This window comes from Amycolatopsis sp. NPDC104819, assembly GCF_055583145.1.
Genome location: NZ_JBVJON010000010.1, coordinates 341,949 through 363,561 on the forward strand (window position 1 = coordinate 341,949; position 21,613 = coordinate 363,561).

Here is a 21,613-nt window from a genome sequence, read left to right on the forward strand (position 1 = left end):
GCCGTCAGTAGGCGACGACGTCGCCGTGGCCCGGCGGCTCGTCGCCGATGGCCGACACGACGACGGAGTCGCCCTTGGGCCCGTCCCCGATCGCCTTGGTCTGGACCAGCACGGGCGAGTCGACCGCGGGCGTGACGACGCCCAGCGGCAGGTAGGCGGTGATCACGAACCCGCTCGCCAGCAGCACCCGGGCCACCCGGCGCCGCCGGTCCCCGGTTTCCCGGACGCTGACGCAGGTGCCCCACTGCTGCCCGGCCGGTGCTTCCGGCGCGGTGCCCTGACGGCCACGGCGTTCTTCGGCCATCCGCTCGAGATCACTCACGGTTCCCCCTCGACGAGTCCGGTGGCGGGTCGGCCCGAGAATCGCACGCCGCGCGAAACCCGCTCAAGGACTTCACCGGAACTGGCCGGAACCGGTCAGTGACCACCGAACAGGCGCGTCACCGCCGTTTCGACGTCGTCGAGCCACCCGGCGCGCTCCGGCTTCCCGGCGTCGGCCACCACCCGCAGCACGAGCCGCGTCACCTCCGGCTCGCCGAGGTAGGGCGCCAGGCAGCGCCGCCAGATCGCGTCGAGCGGGTCGCCGAACAGGGTCCGCTCGCGCTCCTCGGTCGTGTCGGAGGTGTTGACGACCAGCAGCCGCCGCAAGCTCAGCAACGACTCGGGCGCGCCGCCCGCGTCGTCGAGCCGGTAGGCGACGCCGGGGACGAGGATCCGGTCGAGCCAGCCGCTCAGGATGGCCGGCGGTTTGCCCCACCAGTTCGGGTGGACCGCGACGAGCCCGCCCGCGTCCCGCAGTTCCTCGCGGTGCCGCCGGACCAGCGGGTCCGGTTCGGCGGCGAGGAAGTCTTCCGCGCCGGTGCCGCTGGTGTAGGCCTCTTCCGCGGTCAGCACCGGGTCGAAGCCTTCGGCGTACAGGTCGTGGAACCGCACGGGCACGCCTGCGCGGGTGAGCGTGTCGACGATCCGCTCGGCGAGCGCGTGGTTGAAGCTCCCCGGCCTGGGGTGGGCGAGCAGGACCACCACGGGAGCCGTCATCCGGTCATCGCCACGAGGATGCGCCGCTTGCCGGTGAACGGCTCGCGCCCGTGGGCCATCAGCATGTTGTTGATCACCATGATGTCCCCAGCCTGCCACGGGAACGCGTAGCTCACCTCGTCGTAGACCTCACGGATCTTCTCGAGGTCCGAGACCGGGATCGGGCTGCCGTCGGCGAAGTAGGCGTTGCGCGGCAGATCCGCTTCCGGGTACAGCTCCAGCAGCGCCTCGCTGACCTCCTCGCCGAGGCTCGAGACGTGGAAGAGGTTGGCCTGATTGAACCACACGGGCTCGCCGGTGTGCGGTTCGGTGGTGAACGACGGCCGGACGTGCCGGGTGCGCAGCCCGTCTTCGGTCCACTCGAAGGTCTGGCCGTTGCGGGCGCAGTAGTCCTCGACGACCGCGCGGCCCTCGGTCTGGAAAGCCTCCTGCCAGGTCAGGCCGAGCCCTTCGCGGAACGCGCGGGTGTAGGTGACGCCGCCCGCGAACCGCTCACGCAAGTCCTCCGGCAGCAGCCGGTACATCGCCCGGCTGTCCGCGATCGGCGTGGCCCCACCGGTCTCCGCCGCGGTGTCACACAGGAAGAACAGCCGCGCGGGCCAGCTCGCCGAGTAGGAGTTCTCGTTGTGCATCGGGATCGACTCGGCCGGCGGGTACTCCGTCGAGGTGTAGATGTTGCCGGCCACCGCCGAGCGCGGGGTCGACCGTTCGGTGTAGGTGAGCAGCGCCCCGCCGATCGTCTCGGTGACCTGGTTGAACAGGTCGAGGTCGGTGGGCAGCCCGCGCAGCAGGAGCGCGCCGTGGTCACGCAGGTGCGCTTGCAGCCGCGGCAGGTGCGCCTCGACCGACCCGAGGCCGGTAGCGTGGTGGACGGCGATCCGGGTGTGGGCATTGCCTTCCAGCTGCTCCAGCGGCGCCGTGAGATCGGCGGTCATGACTCCTCCAGTTCGAATCGGACCAGCTTGGTGGCCTCGGTGTGCAGCGCGGCCAGGTCGTCGGCGTCGGCGAAGCCCGCGACGAGGACGTTGACCGCGTAGATCTCCTGGTCGTCGGTGAGCACCTGGCCGGGCGAGACGATGGTGACGACTTCGAGAACCTCGGGCAGGTCGGCGACCTGGTCGGTGCCCTCGACGCGCACCAGGCGCCCGGCGCCCTCGGCGTAGACGACCAGGTAGCCGACGGGAACGGGCAGTCCGGCGCCGCGCGCGGGCGGCGGGGTGCCGAGCGCGAGCGAGACGGCTTCGGCGGTGACGTCGATGCCGGTGGCGAGCTTCAGCAGCGCGGGCTGCGCTCCCCCGGCGCACCGCCCGGCGTTCACTTCGACGACCACCGGGCCGCGGGTCGCGTCGTCGATCACCTCGACGTGCGCGACCGTGTTGTCCAGCCCCAGCGCGAGCACCGCGCCGGTCGCGGCGCGCTCGATCGGCACCGCCCGCTCGGGCCCCAGCCCGAACGGCGGGCAGACCATGGCGAGCTCGAACTTCCGGTCGTCGACCAGCGGTTTGCCCACCACGGTGACGGGCTCGGCGACGCCATGGCGGACCAGGACGTCCACGGCGTACTCCGGGCCGTCGAGGAACCCCTCGACCAGGAACACGCGCAGCGGGTCGAGTGCTCCGGGCAGCAACCGGTGGTAACGCGCGTCCTCGGACTGCGGCAGCCGGGTCGCCAGGAGTTCGTACGCCGCGGCCAGCTCGTCCACTGTGGACACCGTGCGGACGAGTGTGCTCGCGGCGCCGTTGACCGGCTTGACGATCGCCGGCAGCCCAACCTGGGCGGCGATCTTCGCCGCGTCGGCCGGGTCGGTGAACAACGCGCACCGGGGGCCCGGCAGTCCGGCGTCGGCGAGCGCCTTACGGACGGCGAACTTGTTGTGCGCCAGGGTGAACACGGCCGCCGGGCAGCGCGCGACCCCGAGCAGCTCGGCGACCCGGGCGGTGCTCGCGATGATCCCTTCGGCGGCGGTGAGCACCGCGGCGGGTTCCCGGCCGCGGAGAGCGTCGGCGACCGCTCCGGCGTCCCGGACGTCGTCGACCACAACGAACCCGTCCACGAGCGCGGCCAGCTCCGCCCGCTCGGCGTCGTCGAGGGGCTCGGTGACCAGTTCGGCCCGGAAGCCCTCCCGGCGCACGGCCGCGACGACGTCACCGATCCAGTGCCCGCGTGTCTCGCGGACGACGAAGGCGGTCTTCACGAGACCTCCAGGCGGACGAGCTTGCTCGCCTCCGCGTGCAGCGCGGCGAGGTCGTCGTGGTCGGTGAACCCGGCGACGACGAGGTTCACCGCGTACGTCTCCTGGTCGTCGGTGAGCACCTGACCCGGCGACACCGTGGTGACCACGTCGACCACCTCCGGCAGCGCGGCGAGCTCGTCGAGCCCGCCGATGCCGGTCAGCGTGCCCGAGCCGGACGCGTAGAGGATCAGCATTCCCAGCGGGATCGGCAGCTTCGCCGGTTCCCGCGCGGGCGGGGGCGCGCCGAGGGCCAGCGCCGTGAGCTCGGCGAAGACGTCGACGCCGGTGCGCAGCTTCGCCAGCAGCGGCATGATCGAGCCCGCCGGGCGCCCGGCGTTGACCTCGACGATCGTCGGGCCGCGCTCGGCGTCGTCGATCACCTCGACGTGGGCGACGGTGTTGTCCAGCCCCAGCGCGAGGACCGCGGCGGACGCGGCTTCGGTGATCAGCGCGGCGCGCTCGCCGGTGAGTCCCGCCGGCGGGCAGGACAGCACCAGCTCGAACTTGCGCTCGTCGATCAACGGCTTGTCGAGCAGCTCCACCGGCTCGGCGACGCCGTCCCGGACCAGCACGTCGACCGCGTACTCCGGGCCGTTCAAGAACCCTTCGACGAGGAAGGTCTTCGACGGGTCGAGCGACCCCAGCGGACGGTGGTAGCGCGGGTCCGGGGACTCGGGCAGCCGCGCGGCCAGCACCTCGTAGGCGGCCGCCAGCTCGTCCACAGTGGACACTGTCCGGACGAGGTTGCTCCCGGCGCCGTTCACCGGCTTGACGATCGCCGGGAGGCCGACCCGCTCCGCCACGTCCGCGGCCTCGGCGGCCGAGGAGATCACCGCGAACGCGGGCCCGGTCCCGCCGAGGGCCTCCCGGACGGCGAACTTGTTCGCGCACAGGGCGAACACCGAAGCCGGGCATCTGGCCACCCCGAGCAGCTCGGCGACCCGGGCGGTGCTCACGATCGCCCCGTCGGACCCGGTCAGCACAGCCACCGGGGCGCCGACGGCCGCGCGGATCGTCGCGGCGACGGCCTCGGGGTCGTAGACGTCGTCGATCGCCACGACGTCGTCGACGACCGCGGCCAGCGACGCGCGTTCGGCCGCGTCCACCGGCGGCGCGAGCAGCACCGCGCGGTGACCGGCCGCGTGCACCGCGGCGGCGACTTCGCCGACCCAGTGCCCGCGCGCCTCCCTGATCAGCACCACGACACTCACGCGGCCTCCTTCCCGGCGACGGCGAGCTTGCGCTCCCGCTCCTGCGCGCCGACCAGGTCGTCCGGCAGCGAGTCGGGCACCTCGGTGTCGAAGCGGCGCAGCAGCTTCACCGCGAACCCGCCGACGTTGACGAGCAGCAGGACCAGGGCGTAGACGACGTAGGCGAGCCCGACGCCGCGGCCTTCGCCGGTCCCGAGCACCGCGCCGACCGAGCCTTCGAGGGCGCCGCCGGGCGCGAGCAGCGGGGAGAACCAGCCGACGGCCAGGGGCGCCAGGACCGCGAACCCGATCGGCAGGGTCGACCAGGTGATCGTCTGGTTGATCGCGAACACCCGGCCGTGGAACCGCTGGGGCACCTTGACCTGCACGAGCGTCGCATAGATGCCCTGCGACACGGCCATCGCCGCGGCCAGCAGGAACACGCCCGCCGCGACCACGACGAGCGACGGCCGCAGGCCCATCACCAGGCTGCCGACGGCGATGCCGACGTTCCCGACGAGCACCCCGACCATCCGCCGGTGCCGCGGGCCGCCCCACAACGCCATGCCGACCCCGCCGGCCACCGCGCCGAGCGCCTCGGCCAGCGCCACCTGCGCGACGTCGGTGACCGTGCCGAACGAGAGCACCAGCGGCGAGACGAGCACCAGCGCGGGCGCGAGGAAGACGTTGGCCAGCGCGAAGTACAGCAGCATCGTGCGGAAGCCGCGGTGGTTCCACGAGTACTTCAGCCCGCCCGCGATCGCCGTCAGCAACGGCTCGCGCGGGCGCCAGCCGAGCAGGTCGGGGAACCGGACGAACAGCAGGCTGACGATGGCGAAGACGTAGCTCGCCATGTCGAGGACCAGGATGCCCGACAGCTGGATCGCGGCCAGCAGCCCGGCCGCGATCACCGGCATGAGCAGCTGCGCGAAGCCGTTGGACAGCTGGGCGAGGCCCATCGCGTGGCCGAGGTACTGCTTCGGGACGAGCTGCGCGACCGACGACTGGTAGGCGATCCGCTGCAGCGACCCCGCGACCGAGCCGAGCGGGATCAGCACGTACAGGAACCACAGCTGCAGGTTGCCCGCCGTCAGCAGCAACGCCAGCGCGAGCTGGATGACGCCGGCGATCGCGCTGGCCGCGATCATGATCTTCCGGCGGTCGCCGCGGTCGACGAGCGCGCCCGCCACCGGCAGGATCAGCACCCCGCACAGCAGGGCCAGGGCCCACAGCAGGCCGAGGTCGGTGACCGAGCCGGTCTTCGTGTAGAGCCAGATCGGCACGGCGAACGACGTCAGCGCCGAGCCGGTCGAGGAGACCAGCTGCCCGACCGTGACGGTGACGAACCGCGCCATGCTCGGTTTCACCGTGGGCTTCTCGTCCACTGTGGACGTGTGCGTGTCGTGGACCGCCCAGCCCGCGTCCTCGCCCTTCGCCGAGACGTGCAGCTCGCCGGGATCTTCGAGGGCGGGGTGGACGCGGGTGAGGATCTCGGCCAGCTCGTCGGCGCGGTAGCGGAGGAAGAAGTGCCCGGCCTGGTCCAGCACCACCAGCGCGGTGTGGTCGGTGAGGAACTCCCACTCGCGGTAGCGCTCGGCGTAGTAGTCGGTGACCGGGTCCTCCGAGCCGACCACCGAGATGATCGGCGCGCGCAGCTTGGCGACACGGGCGTCGAGCAGGCCGCTGAAGTACTCCTCGGCGGCACGGCTGTCGGCGCGCATGTTGCTGATGATCCGGTCGGCCTGCGCCGGGTCGAGGTCGTCGGTGTCGACGCCCATGCCCTTGAGCCAGTTCGCGTAGTAGCGGTTGCTGCGCAGCTTCTCCAGCCGCGTGCGCAGCGTGCCGACCGCCCCCTTGATCCGCGCGAACGGGAAGATCGCGCCGATGTGGACGACTTCCAGCCGGCGTCCGCGCTCTTCGAGCCGGCGCGCGACCCCGACGGCCAGCGCGTTGCCGACCCCGCAGTGACCGTAGATGGCCAAAGGGCCGTCGATCCGCTCGAGGACCTCGTCCGCGAGCCGCTCGACCAGCTCGTCGAACGGGACGGCTTCCTCGCTCAGGCCGACGTCGTGGCCGGGGATGGCCACCGAGAACAGCGAGTATCCGCCGGGCAGCGCGTCCGCGAGAGGCTGGTAGACGATCGCGCTGCCGCCGCCGTACGGGAAGCAGACGTAGGTCAGCGCCGGCTTCGCGACCGGTTTGGTCAGCTCGTAGAGCAGGTGCCCGGAGTCGTCGCGGTCCCCTGCCAGGAACGTCGCCAGCTCGCGGATCGTGCGATGCTGGAACAGGTCCATCACACCTGCCTGGTGCCCGGCCTTCGCGATCCGCGCGACGACCTGGGTGGCGAGCATCGAGTGGCCGCCGAGGTCGAAGAAGTCGTCGTCGACGCCCAGTTCGTCCACCTTGAGGACGTCCCGCCAGATGCCCGCGAGGAGGATCTCCACCGGCGTCGAAGGTGCGACGAGCTCCGTGCTCGTGTCCCGGCTCGCGACCGGCGCGGGCAGCGCCTTGCGGTCGAGCTTGCCGTTCGGGGTCAGCGGCAGCTCACCGAGACTCACGAATGACGGCGGCACCATGTAGTCCGGCAGAGTCTGCTTCAACGCCGTCCGCAGGACCCCGGCGTCCGCGTCGCCGACGACGTACCCGACCAGCCGCTTGTCCCCCGGCGTGTCCTCGCGGACGAGCACCACGGCGTCGCGGACGCCGTCCTGCTCGCGCAACGCCGTTTCGATCTCGCCCAGCTCGATGCGCAGGCCGCGGAGCTTGACCTGGTGGTCGATGCGGCCGAGGAAGGCCAGGGTGCCGTCCGGCCGCCAGTGGGCGAGGTCGCCCGTGCGGTACATCCGTCCACTGTGGAATGGGTCCGGGACGAACTTCTCGGCCGTCAGCTCGGGCCGGTGGTGGTAACCCAGCGCCAGGCCGGCGCCCGCGATGTGCAGTTCGCCCGGCACACCGACCGGACACGGCCGGCCGCGCCGGTCGAGGACGTAGATCCGGGTGTTGCGGATCGGCGCCCCGATCGGCACGGACGCGACTTCGGCCAGCGCTTCCGGTGTGCAGTGCCAGGCGGTGACGTCGATCGCGGCTTCGGTGGGGCCGTAGAGGTTGTGGAGCTCGCAGTGCGGCAGCCGTGCGGTGAACTCCCGGGCCGTGCCGAGCGGCAGCTCCTCACCGCTGCACACGACCCGCCGCAGCGCCGGCACCCGGTCGACGCCGGGTTCGGCCAGGAACAGGCTCAGCATCGACGGCACGAAGTGCGCGGTGGTGATGCCTTCGGTGACCAGCAGCTCCCGCAGGTACGCCGCGTCCTTGTGGCCGCCCGGCTCGGCGAGCACCAGCCGCGCGCCGGTGCTGAGCGGCCAGAAGAACTCCCACACGGAGACGTCGAAGCTCGCCGGGGTCTTCTGCAGCACCGAGTCCGACGCGTCAAGGTCGTACGCGTCCTGCATCCAGTCCAGGCGGTTGACGATGCCGCGGTGCCCGTTCGGCACTCCCTTCGGCCGCCCGGTCGAGCCCGAGGTGTAGATGACGTACGCGGGATCGTCCGCGCCCGCCAGGGGCTCCGGGGGTGTGACCGGGCCGGTCAAGCCGTCGAGCACCACGACGGTCGCTTCCCCAGGCGGAAGGGTGTCGCGGAGGGCGGCCTGGGTCAGGACCACCGGCGCGGCCGCGTCGTCGAGCATGAACGCGAGCCGGTCCGCCGGGTACTCGGGGTCGAGCGGCACGTACGCGCCACCCGCCTTCAGCACCCCGAGCAAGCCGGTGACCAGCTCGAAGGAGCGGTTCGCGAAGACACCCACCAAGGTGCCCGGCCCGACACCCAGCTCACGCAGGTGGTGCGCCAGCCCGTTGGCCCGCTCGTCCAGGTCCCGGTAGGACAGCGACTCGCCGCGGAACGTCAGCGCGGGCGCGTCCGGCGTGCGGGCGACCTGGGCTTCGACGAGCGCGTGCAGCGTGCCCGGCGGGATGTCACCCGCCGTGGTGTTCCACTGGTTCAGCACCAGGTCACGGTGCGCGTCGCCGAGCAGGTCCAGTTCGGACACCGGGCGGGCCGGGTCGCAGACGATCGACCGCAGCAGCGTGACCAACCGGTCGGCCATCCCGGCGACGGTCTCCGCGCCGAAGAGCGCGGTGTTGTGGACGAACTTGCCGATCAGCCCCGACTCGATCTCGATGGCGTGGAACTCGAAGTCGAACCGGGTCGAGGGCAGGTCCATCGGCAGCCAGCGGAAGTCCACTTCGGACTCCCCCGCCGCGTCCATCCGGCCCATCTCGTAGTTCTGCAGCGCGACCATGGCCTGGAACACCGGCGAGCGGCTGACGTCCCGCGGCACGCCCAAGGTGTTGACCAGCCGTTCGAACGGGAAGTCGGCGTGGTCGAACGCGTCGAGCACGTGCCGCCGGGTCCGCGCCAGCAGCTCGGTGAACGCCGGGTCGCCGTCGAGCCGGGCGCGCAGCGGCAGCATGTTGATGAACATGCCGACCACGCCTTCCAGCTCGGGCAGCCCGCGCCCGGCCGACGACGACCCGACGGCGAAGTCCTCCTGCCCGGAGTACCGGGACAGCAGCACCTGGTAGGCGGCGAGCAGGGTCATAAAGAGCGTGACGCCGTGTTCGCGGCTCAGCTCGCCGAGCGCGCGGGCGAGGTCCCGCTCGACGAAGAACTCGTGGATCGCGCCGTCGAACGTCTGGGTCGCCGGCCGCGGCCGGTCGGTGGGCAGCTCCAGGGGCTCGACTCCGCGCAGGGTCTCCTGCCAGTGGTCCAGCTGGCGGTCCAGCTCGGCGCCGGTCAGCGTCCGGCGCTGCCAGTGCGCGAAGTCGCCGTAGCCGATGGTCAGCTCGGGCAGCCCGGCCGCGGTGCCGTGGTAGTGCGCGGCGAGGTCGCGCAGCAGCAGGTCGACCGACCAGCCGTCGCCGACGATGTGGTGCGTGCAGACAGCGAGGACGTGCTCGGTGCCGGAGATCCGGGCCAGGGTGGCCCGCAGCAGCGGCCCGGCGGCCAGGTCGAACGGCTCGGCCGCGGCGGCGTCCACCGCGGCCCGGGCCTCCTCTTCCCCTGCCACGTCCACAATGGACAGCGGAACCGAGACAGTCGGTTCCAGGTGGACGGACGGTTGACCGTCCTCGCCCGCCGGGAACCGCGTCCGCAGCGCCTCGTGCCGCGCCGGGAGGGCGTCCAGCGCGGCTTGCAGCCGGTCGACGTCCAGCTCGCCGGTGAGGCGGATCGGCACCGGGATGTTGTAGGACGTTGTCCCGGGCGCGAACTGTTCCATGAACCAGACGCGTTCCTGTTGGTAGGACAGCGGGACGGGGTCGCCGTCCGGGCGCCGGGTGATGGTCGCGGCCGGTTCGGCCCGCCGGCGCAGCCGCCGTTCCAGCAGGGCGCGGCGCGCGGCCGCGCTGCTGGTCTCGTCGATCGTCGTCACGCCTGCCCGCCTTCGGCCAGCTGGGCCCGGACCTCTTCGTCGCTGAGCTGGTCGAGGTCCTCGGCCAGCCGCCGTTCGACCTCGGCCGCGAGCCCGGCCACGGTGGTGAACGAGAAGAGGCCGCGCACCGGGAGGTCGACCCCGACCTGCTTGCGGATGCGGGCCATCGCGCGGATCGCCAGCAGCGAGTTGCCGCCGTGGGCGAAGAAGTCGTCGTGCACACCCAGCTTCTCGACCCCGAGGAGCTCACCGAGCACCTCGGCGACCAGCTCTTCGGCCGCGGTGCCCGGCGCGACGTACTCCGTCTCGCCGCCCAGCCCCGGATCGGGCAGCGCGGCCCGGTCGAGCTTCCCGCTCGCCGCCACCGGCAGGGCGTCCAGGGTGACGAAGACCGTGGGCACCAGGTAGTCCGGCAACGTCGTCCGCAGCGCTTCGCCCGCGCCGTCGGCGTTCCCGACGACGTACCCGGCCAGGGTGCCCTCGCGAACCGCCACCGCGGCGTCGCGGATGTCCGGCAGGTCGCGCAACGCGGCTTCGACCTCGCCCGGCTCGATCCGGTAGCCGCGCAGCTTCACCTGCTCGTCGGTGCGGCCGAGGTACTCGAGCGTCCCGTCACGACCCCAGCGGGCGAGGTCACCGGTGCGGTACAGCCGGCCGAACGGGCCTTCGGGGAAGCGTTCGGCGGTCAACTCGGGCAGGCCGAGGTACCCGTCGGCGAGCTGCGGCCCGCCCAGGTGCAGCTGGCCCGCGACACCGGGCGGGACCGGCCGGAGCCGGTCGTCGAGGACGTAGACGCGAGTGCCGGGCACCGGGCGGCCGATCGGCACCGGCCCGTCGACCGGCCCGGACAGCCGGTGGGTGACACAGCCGACGGTCGCCTCGGTCGGGCCGTACTCGTTGGTGACCGTGATCCCGGAGAACGGCCGCACGGCCTCACCGAAGAGCGCTTCACCGCCGAGCACCAGGTCACCGGTCGGATAGGACTCTTCGGGAAGTACAGCCAGATGAGTCGGCGTCGCCTTGACGAAGTCGGGGCGACCACTGTCCACAATGGAACCACCAGCGACGAGCGGGCCCAGCAGGGTCGTCACGGTCAGGTCGAACGACGCCGACGTGTGCAGCAACGCACGTCCCGCCAGGCTCGGATACGCCTCGCACGCCCAGCCCAGGTAGGTAGCGAGCGCGCGGTGTCCGATCTGGACACCCTTCGGCCGTCCGGTCGAGCCGGACGTGTAGATCACGTAGGCGATGTCGTCCGGCCCGGCCTGGGGCGGGTTCTCCGAAGAGGACTCGGCCCACACCGCCGGATCACCCAGGTCCAGAGTGTCCGCGTCGAGCGTGACACCGCTGGTGAGCACCACGCGGGCGCCCGCATCCGCCAGGATCAGCGCCTGCCGCTTGCCCGGGTTCGCCGGGTCGAGCGGGACGTAGGTCGCGCCGCTCTTCAACGCCCCCACGATGCCCACGACCAGGTCGGCCGAGTTCGGCGCGCACACCCCGACCACCCCGCCGCGGCCGAGCCGGTGCGCGACGCGGTTGGCCCGGGTGTTCAGCTCGGCGTAGCTGAGCCGCACCCCGCCCAGGTCGACCGCGACGGCGTCCGGGGTCCGCGTCACCTGTTCTTCGAACCGCGCGACGACCAGCGGAGCGTCCTCGGTGGACGTGCCACTCCACTCTTCGAGGACCTGGACCCGTTCGGCGTCCGACAGCAGCGGCAGGTCCGCCACGGCCACCGCGGGGTTGTCGACGGCGGCGGCCAGCAGCCGGAGGAACCGGTCCACCATGGACTCCGCGGTGGCCCGGTCGAACAGGTCGGTCCGGTAGAGCAGCCGCCCGCCGGTCGTGGTCAGGTCGATCGCGACGTCGTCCTTGGCCGTCGAGTACCGGACCGGCTCGATCCCCGAGTCGGGGATGAAGTTGAACCCGAGCTGGTAGAGCGCCTGCACACCCCCGTCCCGCTCCGGGCGCACCTCCTCGGCGACCAGCTGGAACGGCACCCGGCCGTGCTCGATCGCGTCCAGCACCGCGGTGCGGACCCGGCCGACCAGGTCGGCGAACGCCGGCTCACCCGCGCAGTCCACCCGGATGGCGAGCTGGTTGACGAACATCCCGATCAGCGGCGCCAGCTCCGGCAGGTCGCGCCCGGCGACCGGCACCCCGACCACCACGTCGTCCGAACCGGACAGTCGTGCCAGCAGTGCGACGTACCCGGCGAGCAGCACCATGAACGGCGACGCCGAGAGCCCGCGGCCGACCTCGCCGACCCGGGCCGGCAACCCATCGGGCAGGGTGAAGTCGACCTGGTCACCGGCAAAACCGAACTCGGCGGGCCGCGGCCGGTCGGTCGGCAGGCTGTGCACCGGCGGGAGCCCGGCCAGCCGCTCGCGCCAGTAGTCCAGCTGGGACCGCAGGAGGGGCAGCTGACCGCGCTGCCAGGCCGAGTAGTCGGCGTACTGGATGGCGAGCTCGGGCAGGTTCGGCAGCCGTCCCTCGACGGCGGCGTTGCAGGCCTCGTTCAGCTCGCCGGCCAGGACCAGCACCGAGCCGGCGTCGAACGCCGCGTGGTGCACCACAAATGTGAGGACCCAGCCGGCGTCGGCGAGCCGGCACAGCTGGGCCCGCCACGGCGGCGCGCCGTCGAGCGGGATCGGACGCCGGGCGATCTCCTCGGCGAGCTCCGCGGCCCGCCGGCCCGCGTCCGGGAGCGTCCGCAGGTCGTGCACCTCCGGCTCGATCGGCACGGCGGCGTGCACGATCTGGACCAGCTCGCCACCGTCCATCCGGAACGCCGTGCGCAGTGCCTCGTGGCGCCCGACGACCACGCCGATCGCGGCCCGCCACTGCCCTTCGGTGAGCGGCAGGTCCTGCCGCACCTGGCAGGGCAGGTTGTACACCGGGGACGCCGGGTCGAGCTGGTTCGACAGCCAGATCCGCTCCTGCCCGAACGAGGCGGGGAACGTCCATTCCTTCTTCTCGGTCATGGTCTCCTGCTTCAGCGCTCGAGCTTGGGGATGGCGGCCGGGGCCGGTTCGGCGGCGGGTGCCGCGCCGGCGCGCAGCTCCTCGATCCGCTCGACCAGGGCGGCCACCGTGGAGGATTCGAACAGCGTCTTCATCGCCAGCCGGGCGCCGGTGGTCTTGCGGACCTGCGCGATCAGCTGGATGGCGACGAGCGAGTTGCCGCCGAGGGCGAAGAAGTCGTCGTGGATGCCGATGCGTTCGACGCCGAGGACTTCCGCCCACTGCCGGGCGATCTCCGCTTCGAGGTCCGTGCGCGGGGCGACGTAGTCGTCTTCGGACAGCGGCACGACCGGCTCGGCGACGTCGGTCTCTTCCAGCGACTCCGCGGTCACCCGGCGGGCGAACAGCTCCCGCACCGGGCGGGTGCTGATCACGACCTGGCCGCCGAGCCCGGGCGTCAGCGCCCGCAAGAACGCTTCGGCGCCGTCAACCGGACGGATCCCGGCCGAGTCCACAGTGGACTTCGCCGCGGGCGCCGTGAGCCCGCCGCCGACCGCGACTTCGTCCACCTGGCGCAGCACGAAGTCCTCGATCTCGACCAGCACCCGGCCGTCGTCGCCGCACAGGGTCAGGTCCGCGGCGATCACCTGGTCACCGCCGCCGTCGCGGTAGCGCAGGTGGCTGTGGAAGCTCGCCGGGAGCGCGTGGTGCACCACCACCCGGCCGTAGCTCATCGGCAGGTAGGTGCCGCTCCCCCGGCCGCGGCCGAACGCCGTCGCGACGTCGAGCAACGCCGGGTGCAGCCCCCAGCCGGTGTCGAAGACCCGCGCGACGAGGGATGCCAGTTCTTCGTGCGCGCCGACGTGGTGGGTGCGCAGTGCGGCCCAGCGAGGGCCGAAGGTGACCATGCTGGTCCGGCCGGTGCCGAAGGCGTTGCCGTCGTCGAGCACGCTCGTCCGGGCGCGCACCGCGTCGAGGTCCACAGTGGACATCGGCGCGGCCGGAACCCAGCCCGCGGAGCCGCGGACGTGCACCTTGGTCACCCCGGCCGCGCGGCTGGTCACCGCGAAGCCGTCGCCGTCGAAGTTCACCCGGTACTCCGCGACCGTGCCCTCGGGCACCGAGAACGGCTCCAGGAAAGCGACGTCACGCAGTTCGACGACGTGGTCGTCGGCCGGTTTCGGCAGCGTCGCCTCGACCGCGGCACGCACGGTCTCCAGGTGTCCCGTGCCCGGCACGACCGGGACCCCGGCGATCCGGTGCTCGTCGAGCAGCCAGTGCCCGGCCGCCGACACCAGCCCGTGGCAGCTGTCGCCCGTGCGGGTGGTCAGCACCGGGTGGGTGACCGGGCCGTCCGCCCGGGTGCGGCTGGAGCGGATCGCCGTCGGCGCGGCGACTTCCGCGGCCATGCCGACCTCGTCCCAGCCGCCCCAGTCGTGCGCGACGACCCGGGCCCGCCAGCCGTGGTCACCGCGGGCGTAGGCGTCGAGGAAGTTGTTGGCCGCGCAGTAGTCGACCTGCCCGAAGTCGCCGGACACCGCGGTGACCGAGGAGCACAACGCGAGGAAGTCCATCGGCCGGTCGGCGAACACCTCGGCCAGCGCCAGGGTGCCCGCGATCTTCGGGGCGAGCACCGCCTCGGCGGCCGCCCGCTCCTTGACCTCCGCGACCCCGCCGCCGGGCAGCCCGGCCGCGTGCACGATGCCGTCGAGCCCGCCGAACTCGCGCTCGGCCAGCTCGCGGACCTCCCGCAGCCGTGCCGGGTCGGTGACGTCGGCGGCGAGCACGTGCACCACCGCGCCGGCGGCCTCCATCCGCCGGATCGCGAGCATCGCGCGCCCGGCCCGGTCGGCGCCGCCGGACGTCGCCAGGTGGGCGTCCCACTCCTCCCGCGGCGGGAGACCACCGCGGGTCAGCAGGATCAGCTTCGCCCGGACGCGCAGGGCGAAGTCCTCGGCCAGGGTGACGCCGATGCCGCCGGTCCCGCCGGTGATGAGGTACCGGCCGCCGTCCCGCAGCACCGGCGTCGCCACTTCGGGGACGGTGAGCTGCGTGTGCTCGAGGACCCAGCGGCGGCCGGCGCTCAGCGCCACCTCGGCCGGGGCGTCCGCCGGGGCGAACAGCTCGGTGACGACCTCGGCGGACACGGCGCTCGTGTCGATCCGCCGCACCACCGTGCCGGGGACCTCCAGCGGCAGCACCCGCGCGATGCCCGCGAGCGTCGTGTGCTCGGGCCGGGTCAGGCCGGTGCCGGTGACGTCGGCGGTCCCGCTGCTCAGGAGGTCGATCCGCACCGGCTCACCCCAGGCCTGGACCAGGGTGAGGACGCTGAAGAACCCGCGGTCCTGGGCGGCCATGCCGGTCTCGGCGCCGCCGAGCGTCCACGCGTGCACGATCCGCTCCGGCCGGACGCCGAGCGCGGTGACCAGGGCGTCGTAGTCTTCACGGACCCCGGGCCGGACGGTGAAGCCGGTTCCGGTGACGGTGAACTCCGCGCCCGGCCGGACCTCGGTGACCACAACCCCGGCGTCCCGCAGCAGGCCGGGCAGCACCTCGTCGTCGACAAACGCGAGGCACGACCCGAACGGCTCGCGCCGCAGCTCCGGACCGGCCTGGCGCCACGACGGCACGGCGAACCACTCGTCAAGGGGCGAGGGCCCGCTCGGCCGCACCGGCTCGACCACCGCGTCCGCCGGGTCGGGGTCGACCCAGAACCGCTTGCGCGCGTAGGGATACCCCGGCAGCGGCACCCGCGAGCCGGGCGCCAGGGAGTCCACCGCGACACCATGTGTCCACAAGAGACCGGCCGCCGCGTACAGCGTTTCGACGTCACCCTCCCGCTCGGTGCGCCCCGGCAGGCTCGGCTGCGGCGCGGGCAGGCCCTTCGGCACCTGGCCGCGGGCCAGCCCGGCCAGCTGGTGGCCCGGGCCGCACTCGACGAGCGCCCACCGCTCGCCGCCGGCGAACAGCGTCCGCACGCAGTCGCCGAACCGGACCGCCTGCCGCAGGTGCGCGGCCCAGTACCCCGGGTCGGTGGCCTGGGCGTCGGTGATCCAGTCGCCGGTCAGGTTCGACAGGAACGGCAGGGTGGGCGCCGACCGCGGCACCGCGGCGACGGCTTCGGTGAACTCGGCCAGGATCGGGTCCATCATCGGCGAGTGGAACGCGTGCGACGTCACCAGCTCGCGGCACTGGACGTCACTCGCCTTGAGCAGCGCGGCGAAGTCCGCCACGGCGTCCGGCGACCCGGCGACCACGCAGGTGCCCGGGCCGTTGACCCCGGCGATCGCGAGCCCCTCGGGCAGCCGCTTCGTGACGGCCTCTTCGTCGAGCTGGACCGCGAGCATCGCCCCGGCGGGCATCGCCTGCATCAGCTCACCGCGCCGGACGACCAGCCGCAGCGCGTCGGCCAGGCCGAACACCCCGGCCACGGTCGCGGCGACGTACTCCCCGACGGAGTGCCCGATCATCGCGCCCGGCCGCACCCCCCAGCTCTGCCACAGCTTCGCCAGCGCGTACTCGAGGACAAAAAGTGCGGGCTGGGTGAACCGCGTCTCTCGCAGCGCGGCGTCCCCGCCGCGGTCGAAGATCAGCTCCCTCAGGCCCGGCACCCCGGCGAGCTCGCAGCACTCGTCGACGGCCGCGGTGAACACCGGCTCGGAGCGGTACAGCTCGGCGCCCATCCCCGCGTACTGCGAACCCTGCCCGGAGAACAGGAACGCCACCTTGAGCTCGTCGGCTTGCGCCGTGCCCAGACGGCGTGCATCGCGCAGGCCGTCGACCGCGTCTTCCGGGTCCCGGACGACCACGGCCGCGCGGTGCGGGTACTCGGTGCGGCCGGCCGCGAGGGTGTGCGCGACGTCGGCCAGGTCGAGGTCGACGTCCCCGGCCAGCCGGTCGGCGAGCCGCTCGACCGCGGCGGACAACGCTTCCCCGGTCTTGGCGGAGACACGCAGCAGGTGCGCCGGGTGCGGGCGGCGGGTGCGCTGCGGCGCCGGGGCCTCCTCCAGCACGACGTGCGCGTTGGTCCCGCCGACCCCGAACGAGCTGACGCCGGCCCGCCGCGGATTCTGGGCCGCCTCCCACTTCGTCACGGTCCGCGCGGGGTAGAACGGGCTGCGGGGGAAGTCGATGCCCGGGTTGGGCTCGGCGTAGTTGATGGTCGGCGGGATGAGCCCGTGTTCCATCATCAGCACGGTCTTGATCAGCGCGACGACGCCGGCGGCCTGGGACAGGTGGCCGATGTTCGACTTCACCGAGCCGAGGGCGCACCAGCCGGTGTCCGGCACGCCGTGGCCGTACACAGTGGACAGTGCGGTGACCTCGATCGGGTCGCCCAGCGCGGTCCCGGTGCCGTGCGCCTCGACGTAGCCGATGGTGCGCGGGTCGACCCCGGCCATGCCGACCGCCTGCGCGATCGCCTCGGTCTGCCCGGCGACGCTCGGCGCCGAGAAGCCGACCTTCGTGGCGCCGTCGTTGTTGATCGCGTTGCCCAGCACCACGCCCCGGATGTGGTCGCCGTCCTCGAGCGCCTGCGCCAGCCGCTTGACCAGCACCACGCCGACGCCGCTGCTCCACACCGTGCCGTTGGCGCCGGCGTCGAACGCGCGCACGTGCCCGTCCGGCGAGGTGAAGCCCTCGACGCCCATGTACCCGATGCCGTGCGGCATCTCCAGGTTCACGCCGCCGGCCAGCGCCATGTCGCACTCTCCGTTGCGCACGGCTTCGCACGCCAGGTGCACCGCGACCAGCGACGTCGAGCACGCCGTGTGCAGCGCCAGGCTCGGGCCGCGCAGGTTCAGCTTGTAGGACACCGACGTCGTCAGGTAGCTCGGCTGGTTGCCGGTCGACATCCCGATGCCGCCGTGCTGCGACGCCATCACACGCTTGTTGCGCAGCAGGTTCTCGATCAGGTAGCCGGTCCGCCCGGTGCCGCCGTAGACCCCGATCGCGCCGCGGTAGCGCGCCGGGTCGTACCCGCCGTCGGTCAGCGCCGAGTGGCAGGCTTCGAGGAACACGCGGTGCTGCGGATCGGTGATCTCGGCCTCGCGGCTGGTCATGCCGAACAGCTCGGCGTCGAACTCGTCGAAGCCGTCGACCACCGTGGTCGCGTTGACCCAGCTCGGATCGTCCAAAGTGGCCGGGTCGGCGCCGCGGGCCAGCAGCTCCTCGCGGCCGGCCGGCCTGATGGACTCGACACCGTCGACGAGGTTGCGCCAGAACTGCCGGAGGTCACCGGCGCCCGGCACACGGGCGGCCATCCCGACGATGGCGATCGGCTCGGCGCCGGGTTCGGGGTCGTGGGTCACTGGGCTGGCTCCTGTTCCTGGCCGGTCGTGCCGGCACTGCGGCGGGGTCTTCTGGACGGCGTGCGTCCCCGGCGGGCGGCGACACGCTCGGCGGCGCGGGCCAGTTCGGGGCTGGTTCCGGGCCGGGCGTGCAGGTAGGCCGCCAGGGCGCGGACGGTGGGGTGGCTGAACAGCTCGACGACCGGGATGCGGCGGCCGAGCCGGTCGGTGAGCAGCGCGTGCACCTTCATCAGGGCGAGCGAATGGCCGCCGACGTCGAAGAAGTTGTCGGTGACACCCACACGTTCGACGCCGAGCACCTCTCGCCAGGCCTGCGCGATCACCGCCTCGGCGGCGGCGAGCACGGCGACGTCGGTGACCTCCGGAGCGGGCGCCGGCCGCGCGCGGGTCATCGCGTCCGGCGCGGCGGTGCGCACCGAGGGCCGCGGGGTCGCGGGCAGGCAGGTCCCGACCGGCCGGTCCGGCGTGGCGGCCAGCCCGGCGAGCAGGTCCGCGTAGTCCGCGGCGAGCGCGGTCATCCGGGCGGCGTCGAACAGGTCGGGGTTGTAGAGCAGCTCGACGCCGTCGCCGAGGACGTAGACGGTCAGGTCGAACGGCGAGCCCGGCTTCTCGACGGGCAGCCAGCCGGCCCGCACCCCGGGCAGGTCCAGGCGCGGCTCGGTGAAGTTCAGGATGTTCACCATCACCTGCACCAGCGGGGCTTGCGCGGGGTCGCGACCGACGCCCAGTGCCGCCACCAGCCGGTCGAGCGACGCCGCCGGGTGCGCGGTCGCGGCCAGCAGCTCGGCCCCGCCGCGCCGGGCGTGCGTGGCGAAGTCCGCGTTGTCGTCCGCCCGCAACCGCACCGGCAGGATGTCCACGAAGAACCCGGCGAGGTGCTGGGTCTCGGGCAGCTGCCGGTCGGCGACGACGGTGGCGACCAGGTGGTCGGCCCCGCCGGTGAGCCGGTGCAGCAGCTGCCCGAACGCCGCCAGCAGCACCCCGGCCCGGGTGGTCCCGGTGCGCGCGGCGAGGTCCCGGACGGCGTCGGCGGCTCCGTCCGGGAACGCCTGGTGCACACTCGCGCCACGGTAGGTCTGCACGGCGGGACGCGGCCGGTCCCGCGGAAGGTCCACCGTGGACGGCGCACCGGCCAGGTGCTCGGTCCACCAGGCGAGGTCCACGGCTTCCCGGCGGCCGTCCCGGTCCGCGCGCCACGCCGCGTAGTCCGCATAGGACGCCGGGAGTGGCGGCAGTTCCTCGCCGCGGTAGGCGGCCGCGAGATCGGCGCAGAGCAGCTCCTGCGACCAGCCGTCGAACACGGCGTGGTGCAACGTGAAGCCGAGGACGTGGGCGTCCGGGCCGAGCTGGTAGAGCCGGACCCGCCACGGCGGCTCGCGGTCGAGGTGAAGCGGTGTCGCCGCGTCGACGGCCAGCCGGTCGGCGAGGAACGGCTCGGTGAGGCTGGTCATCGGCACGGGAACGTCGTCGACCGGCAGGCAGTCGGCCCGCGGGACACCGTCGACCGGGTGGATCCGCCAGCGCAGCACGTCGTGCCGTTCGGCGACCGCCCGCAATGCGGCCCGCAGCGCGCCGACGTCCAGCGGGCCGGACAGCCGGAACGCCATGGTGATGTTGTACGGCGCGGCATCGGGGGCGAGCTGGTCGAGGAACCACAGCCGACGCTGCGGCGGGGACAGCGCGGGCGCGTGCCCGGTGATCAGGCCCGCTCCGGTGAGCGGGGCGGCCGCGGCCACCCGCCGTTCGAGCCCGCCGAGGGTCCGCCCGGCGAAGACGTCCTCGACGGAGACGTCGGCGGCCAGCTCCGAACGCAGGGCCGCGACCAGGCGCATCGCGGCGATCGAGTCGCCGCCGGCCAGGAGGAAGTCGGGTCCGGCGGCCGCGCCGAGCACCTCCCGCCACACCCGGGCCACGGGAGACGCGGGCGCGGGCGCGACCTCGACCGGGGTGTCCGCGAGGGCGCGCAGCGCGGGCCGGTCGACCTTGCCGGTGACGGTGTTGACCGGCAGCGTGGCGAACCGCCGGATCACCGCCGGGCGCATCGCCTCGGTGAGCCGGTCCCCGGCGTGCGCGCGGATGTCCTCATCGGACGGTGCCGACGCCGGGGCGAGGAACGCCACCAGCCGGGTGCCGCCGGGGCCGGGCACGGCTTCGACCGCGACGGCGTCGACCCCCGGGTGCGTGGCGAGCGCCGCTTCGACCTCGCCCAGCTCGATCCGCTGCCCGCGCACCTTGACCTGCCGGTCGGCCCGCCCGGCGAACTCGAGCCGGCCGTCCGGCCGCAGCCGGGCCAGGTCGCCGGTGCGGTAGGCCCGCTCCCCCGGCTCGTGCGGGTCGTCGACGAACTTCCGCGCGGTCAGCTCCGGGCTGCCGAGGTAGCCGGCGGCCACGCCGGGGCCGCCGATGAGCAGCTCGCCGATCTCACCCGGCGGCACCGGCCGCAGGTGGTCGTCGACAACGTGCACGCGGTGGTTCGGCGTCGGGGTGCCGAGCGGCAGCGGGTCGGCCGGCAGCCCGGTCACCTCGTCGGTGACCACCACGACCGTCGTCTCGGTCGGGCCGTAGACGGTGAAGAACCGGCGGCCGGGCAGCCAGCGGGCGGCCAGCTCGGCGGGCACCGGCTCACCGCCGCAGGCCACGACCCGCCAGCCGGGCACGTCCGCCGGGTCCAGCAGCGACAGCAACGTCGGTGTGATGAACCCCCAGTCGACATCGTGCTCGACGACGAAACGGCGCAGCCGTTCCGGGTCGGCCCGGTCGGCCGAACCGGCCAGCTGCACGGACCCGCCGACGGCCAGCGGCACGAAGACGTCCATCGTGAAGGCGTCGAACCCGAGCGAAGAAATGCCGAGCACCCGCGTGCCCGGGCCGACCCCGAGCCGGTCCGCAAACCCGGTGACGAACGCGACGACGTTGCGGTGGCTGGTCAGCACGCCCTTCGGCCGGCCGGTCGAACCGGACGTGTAGAGCACGTGCGCGGTGTTCTCCTGGCCGGCCGGGCAGCTGCCGGGCGCCGCGGGCGGCGGGACGTCGAGCGCCTCGATCCCTGCCACCGCACCGAATTCGGCGACGGCGGCGTCCCCGATCACGAGCGAGACCCCGGCGTCGGCGGTGATCGTGGTCAGCCGCGCCCGCGGCCCGCCCGGGTCGAGCGGGACGTAACAGCCGCCGGCCAGCAGCACCCCGAGCACGGTGGGCACCAGCGCGGGCCGCCGGTGCGCGCACACCCCGACCCGGGTCTCCGGGCCGGCGCCACGCTCGCGCAGGGCCGCCGCCACCCCCCAGGCCGCGGCGACGAGCTCAGCGTAGGTGAGCCGGCTTTCGCCCTGCCGGACGGCGAGCGCGTCCGGCGTCCGCGCGGCCTGCGCCAGGACCAGGCCGGCGACCGTGGTGTCCGGACAGGACAGTGACGGGCCGTGGATGCCCGCGAAGGGCAGCGTGTCGGTCACGGTGAACT

General features: G+C 73.4%; 9 protein-coding genes. All 9 read right to left on the bottom strand.

Annotation, left to right across the window (positions count from 1 at the left end; genetic code table 11):
- Positions 1 to 4: 4 nt before the first annotated feature.
- The 9 genes from ACZ63E_RS31600 to ACZ63E_RS31640 all read right to left on the bottom strand — a co-directional run bounded on the left by ACZ63E_RS31600 (position 5) and on the right by ACZ63E_RS31640 (position 21,605).
- Positions 5 to 322, bottom strand: a complete 318-nt coding sequence (locus tag ACZ63E_RS31600) for a hypothetical protein (RefSeq protein WP_465339794.1) — start codon at positions 320 to 322, stop codon at positions 5 to 7.
- A gap of 95 nt (positions 323 to 417) precedes the next feature.
- The gene (locus ACZ63E_RS31605; RefSeq protein WP_465339795.1) at positions 418 to 1,038 is read right to left on the bottom strand and encodes an NAD(P)H-dependent oxidoreductase; all 621 of its coding nucleotides are present in this window, start codon (positions 1,036 to 1,038) and stop codon (positions 418 to 420) included.
- Positions 1,035 to 1,973: a TauD/TfdA family dioxygenase gene (locus ACZ63E_RS31610; RefSeq protein ID WP_465339796.1), complete on the bottom strand. Its 939-nt coding sequence runs from the start codon at positions 1,971 to 1,973 to the stop codon at positions 1,035 to 1,037. The genes ACZ63E_RS31605 and ACZ63E_RS31610 overlap by 4 nt, the downstream gene beginning before the upstream one ends.
- Positions 1,970 to 3,232 (bottom strand): ATP-grasp domain-containing protein, encoded by a 1,263-nt coding sequence (locus tag ACZ63E_RS31615; RefSeq protein WP_465339797.1) that lies wholly within the window; start codon positions 3,230 to 3,232, stop codon positions 1,970 to 1,972. The genes ACZ63E_RS31610 and ACZ63E_RS31615 overlap by 4 nt, the downstream gene beginning before the upstream one ends.
- Positions 3,229 to 4,482, bottom strand: a complete 1,254-nt coding sequence (locus ACZ63E_RS31620; RefSeq protein WP_465339798.1) for an ATP-grasp domain-containing protein — start codon at positions 4,480 to 4,482, stop codon at positions 3,229 to 3,231. The genes ACZ63E_RS31615 and ACZ63E_RS31620 overlap by 4 nt, the downstream gene beginning before the upstream one ends.
- Positions 4,479 to 9,887, bottom strand: a complete 5,409-nt coding sequence (locus ACZ63E_RS31625; protein ID WP_465339799.1) for a non-ribosomal peptide synthetase/MFS transporter — start codon at positions 9,885 to 9,887, stop codon at positions 4,479 to 4,481. The genes ACZ63E_RS31620 and ACZ63E_RS31625 overlap by 4 nt, the downstream gene beginning before the upstream one ends.
- Entirely contained in the window at positions 9,884 to 12,868 is a 2,985-nt protein-coding gene (locus ACZ63E_RS31630) for a non-ribosomal peptide synthetase (protein WP_465339800.1), read from the bottom strand. Before ACZ63E_RS31630 ends, ACZ63E_RS31625 begins: the two co-directional genes overlap by 4 nt.
- A gap of 11 nt (positions 12,869 to 12,879) precedes the next feature.
- A complete protein-coding gene (locus tag ACZ63E_RS31635) occupies positions 12,880 to 18,156 on the bottom strand; it encodes a type I polyketide synthase (RefSeq protein WP_465339802.1) in 5,277 nt (1,758 codons plus the stop codon).
- On the bottom strand, positions 18,153 to 21,605 hold the full coding sequence (locus ACZ63E_RS31640; RefSeq protein WP_465339803.1) for an acyl carrier protein: 3,453 nt from the start codon (positions 21,603 to 21,605) through the stop codon (positions 18,153 to 18,155). Before ACZ63E_RS31640 ends, ACZ63E_RS31635 begins: the two co-directional genes overlap by 4 nt.
- Positions 21,606 to 21,613 lie beyond the last annotated feature (8 nt).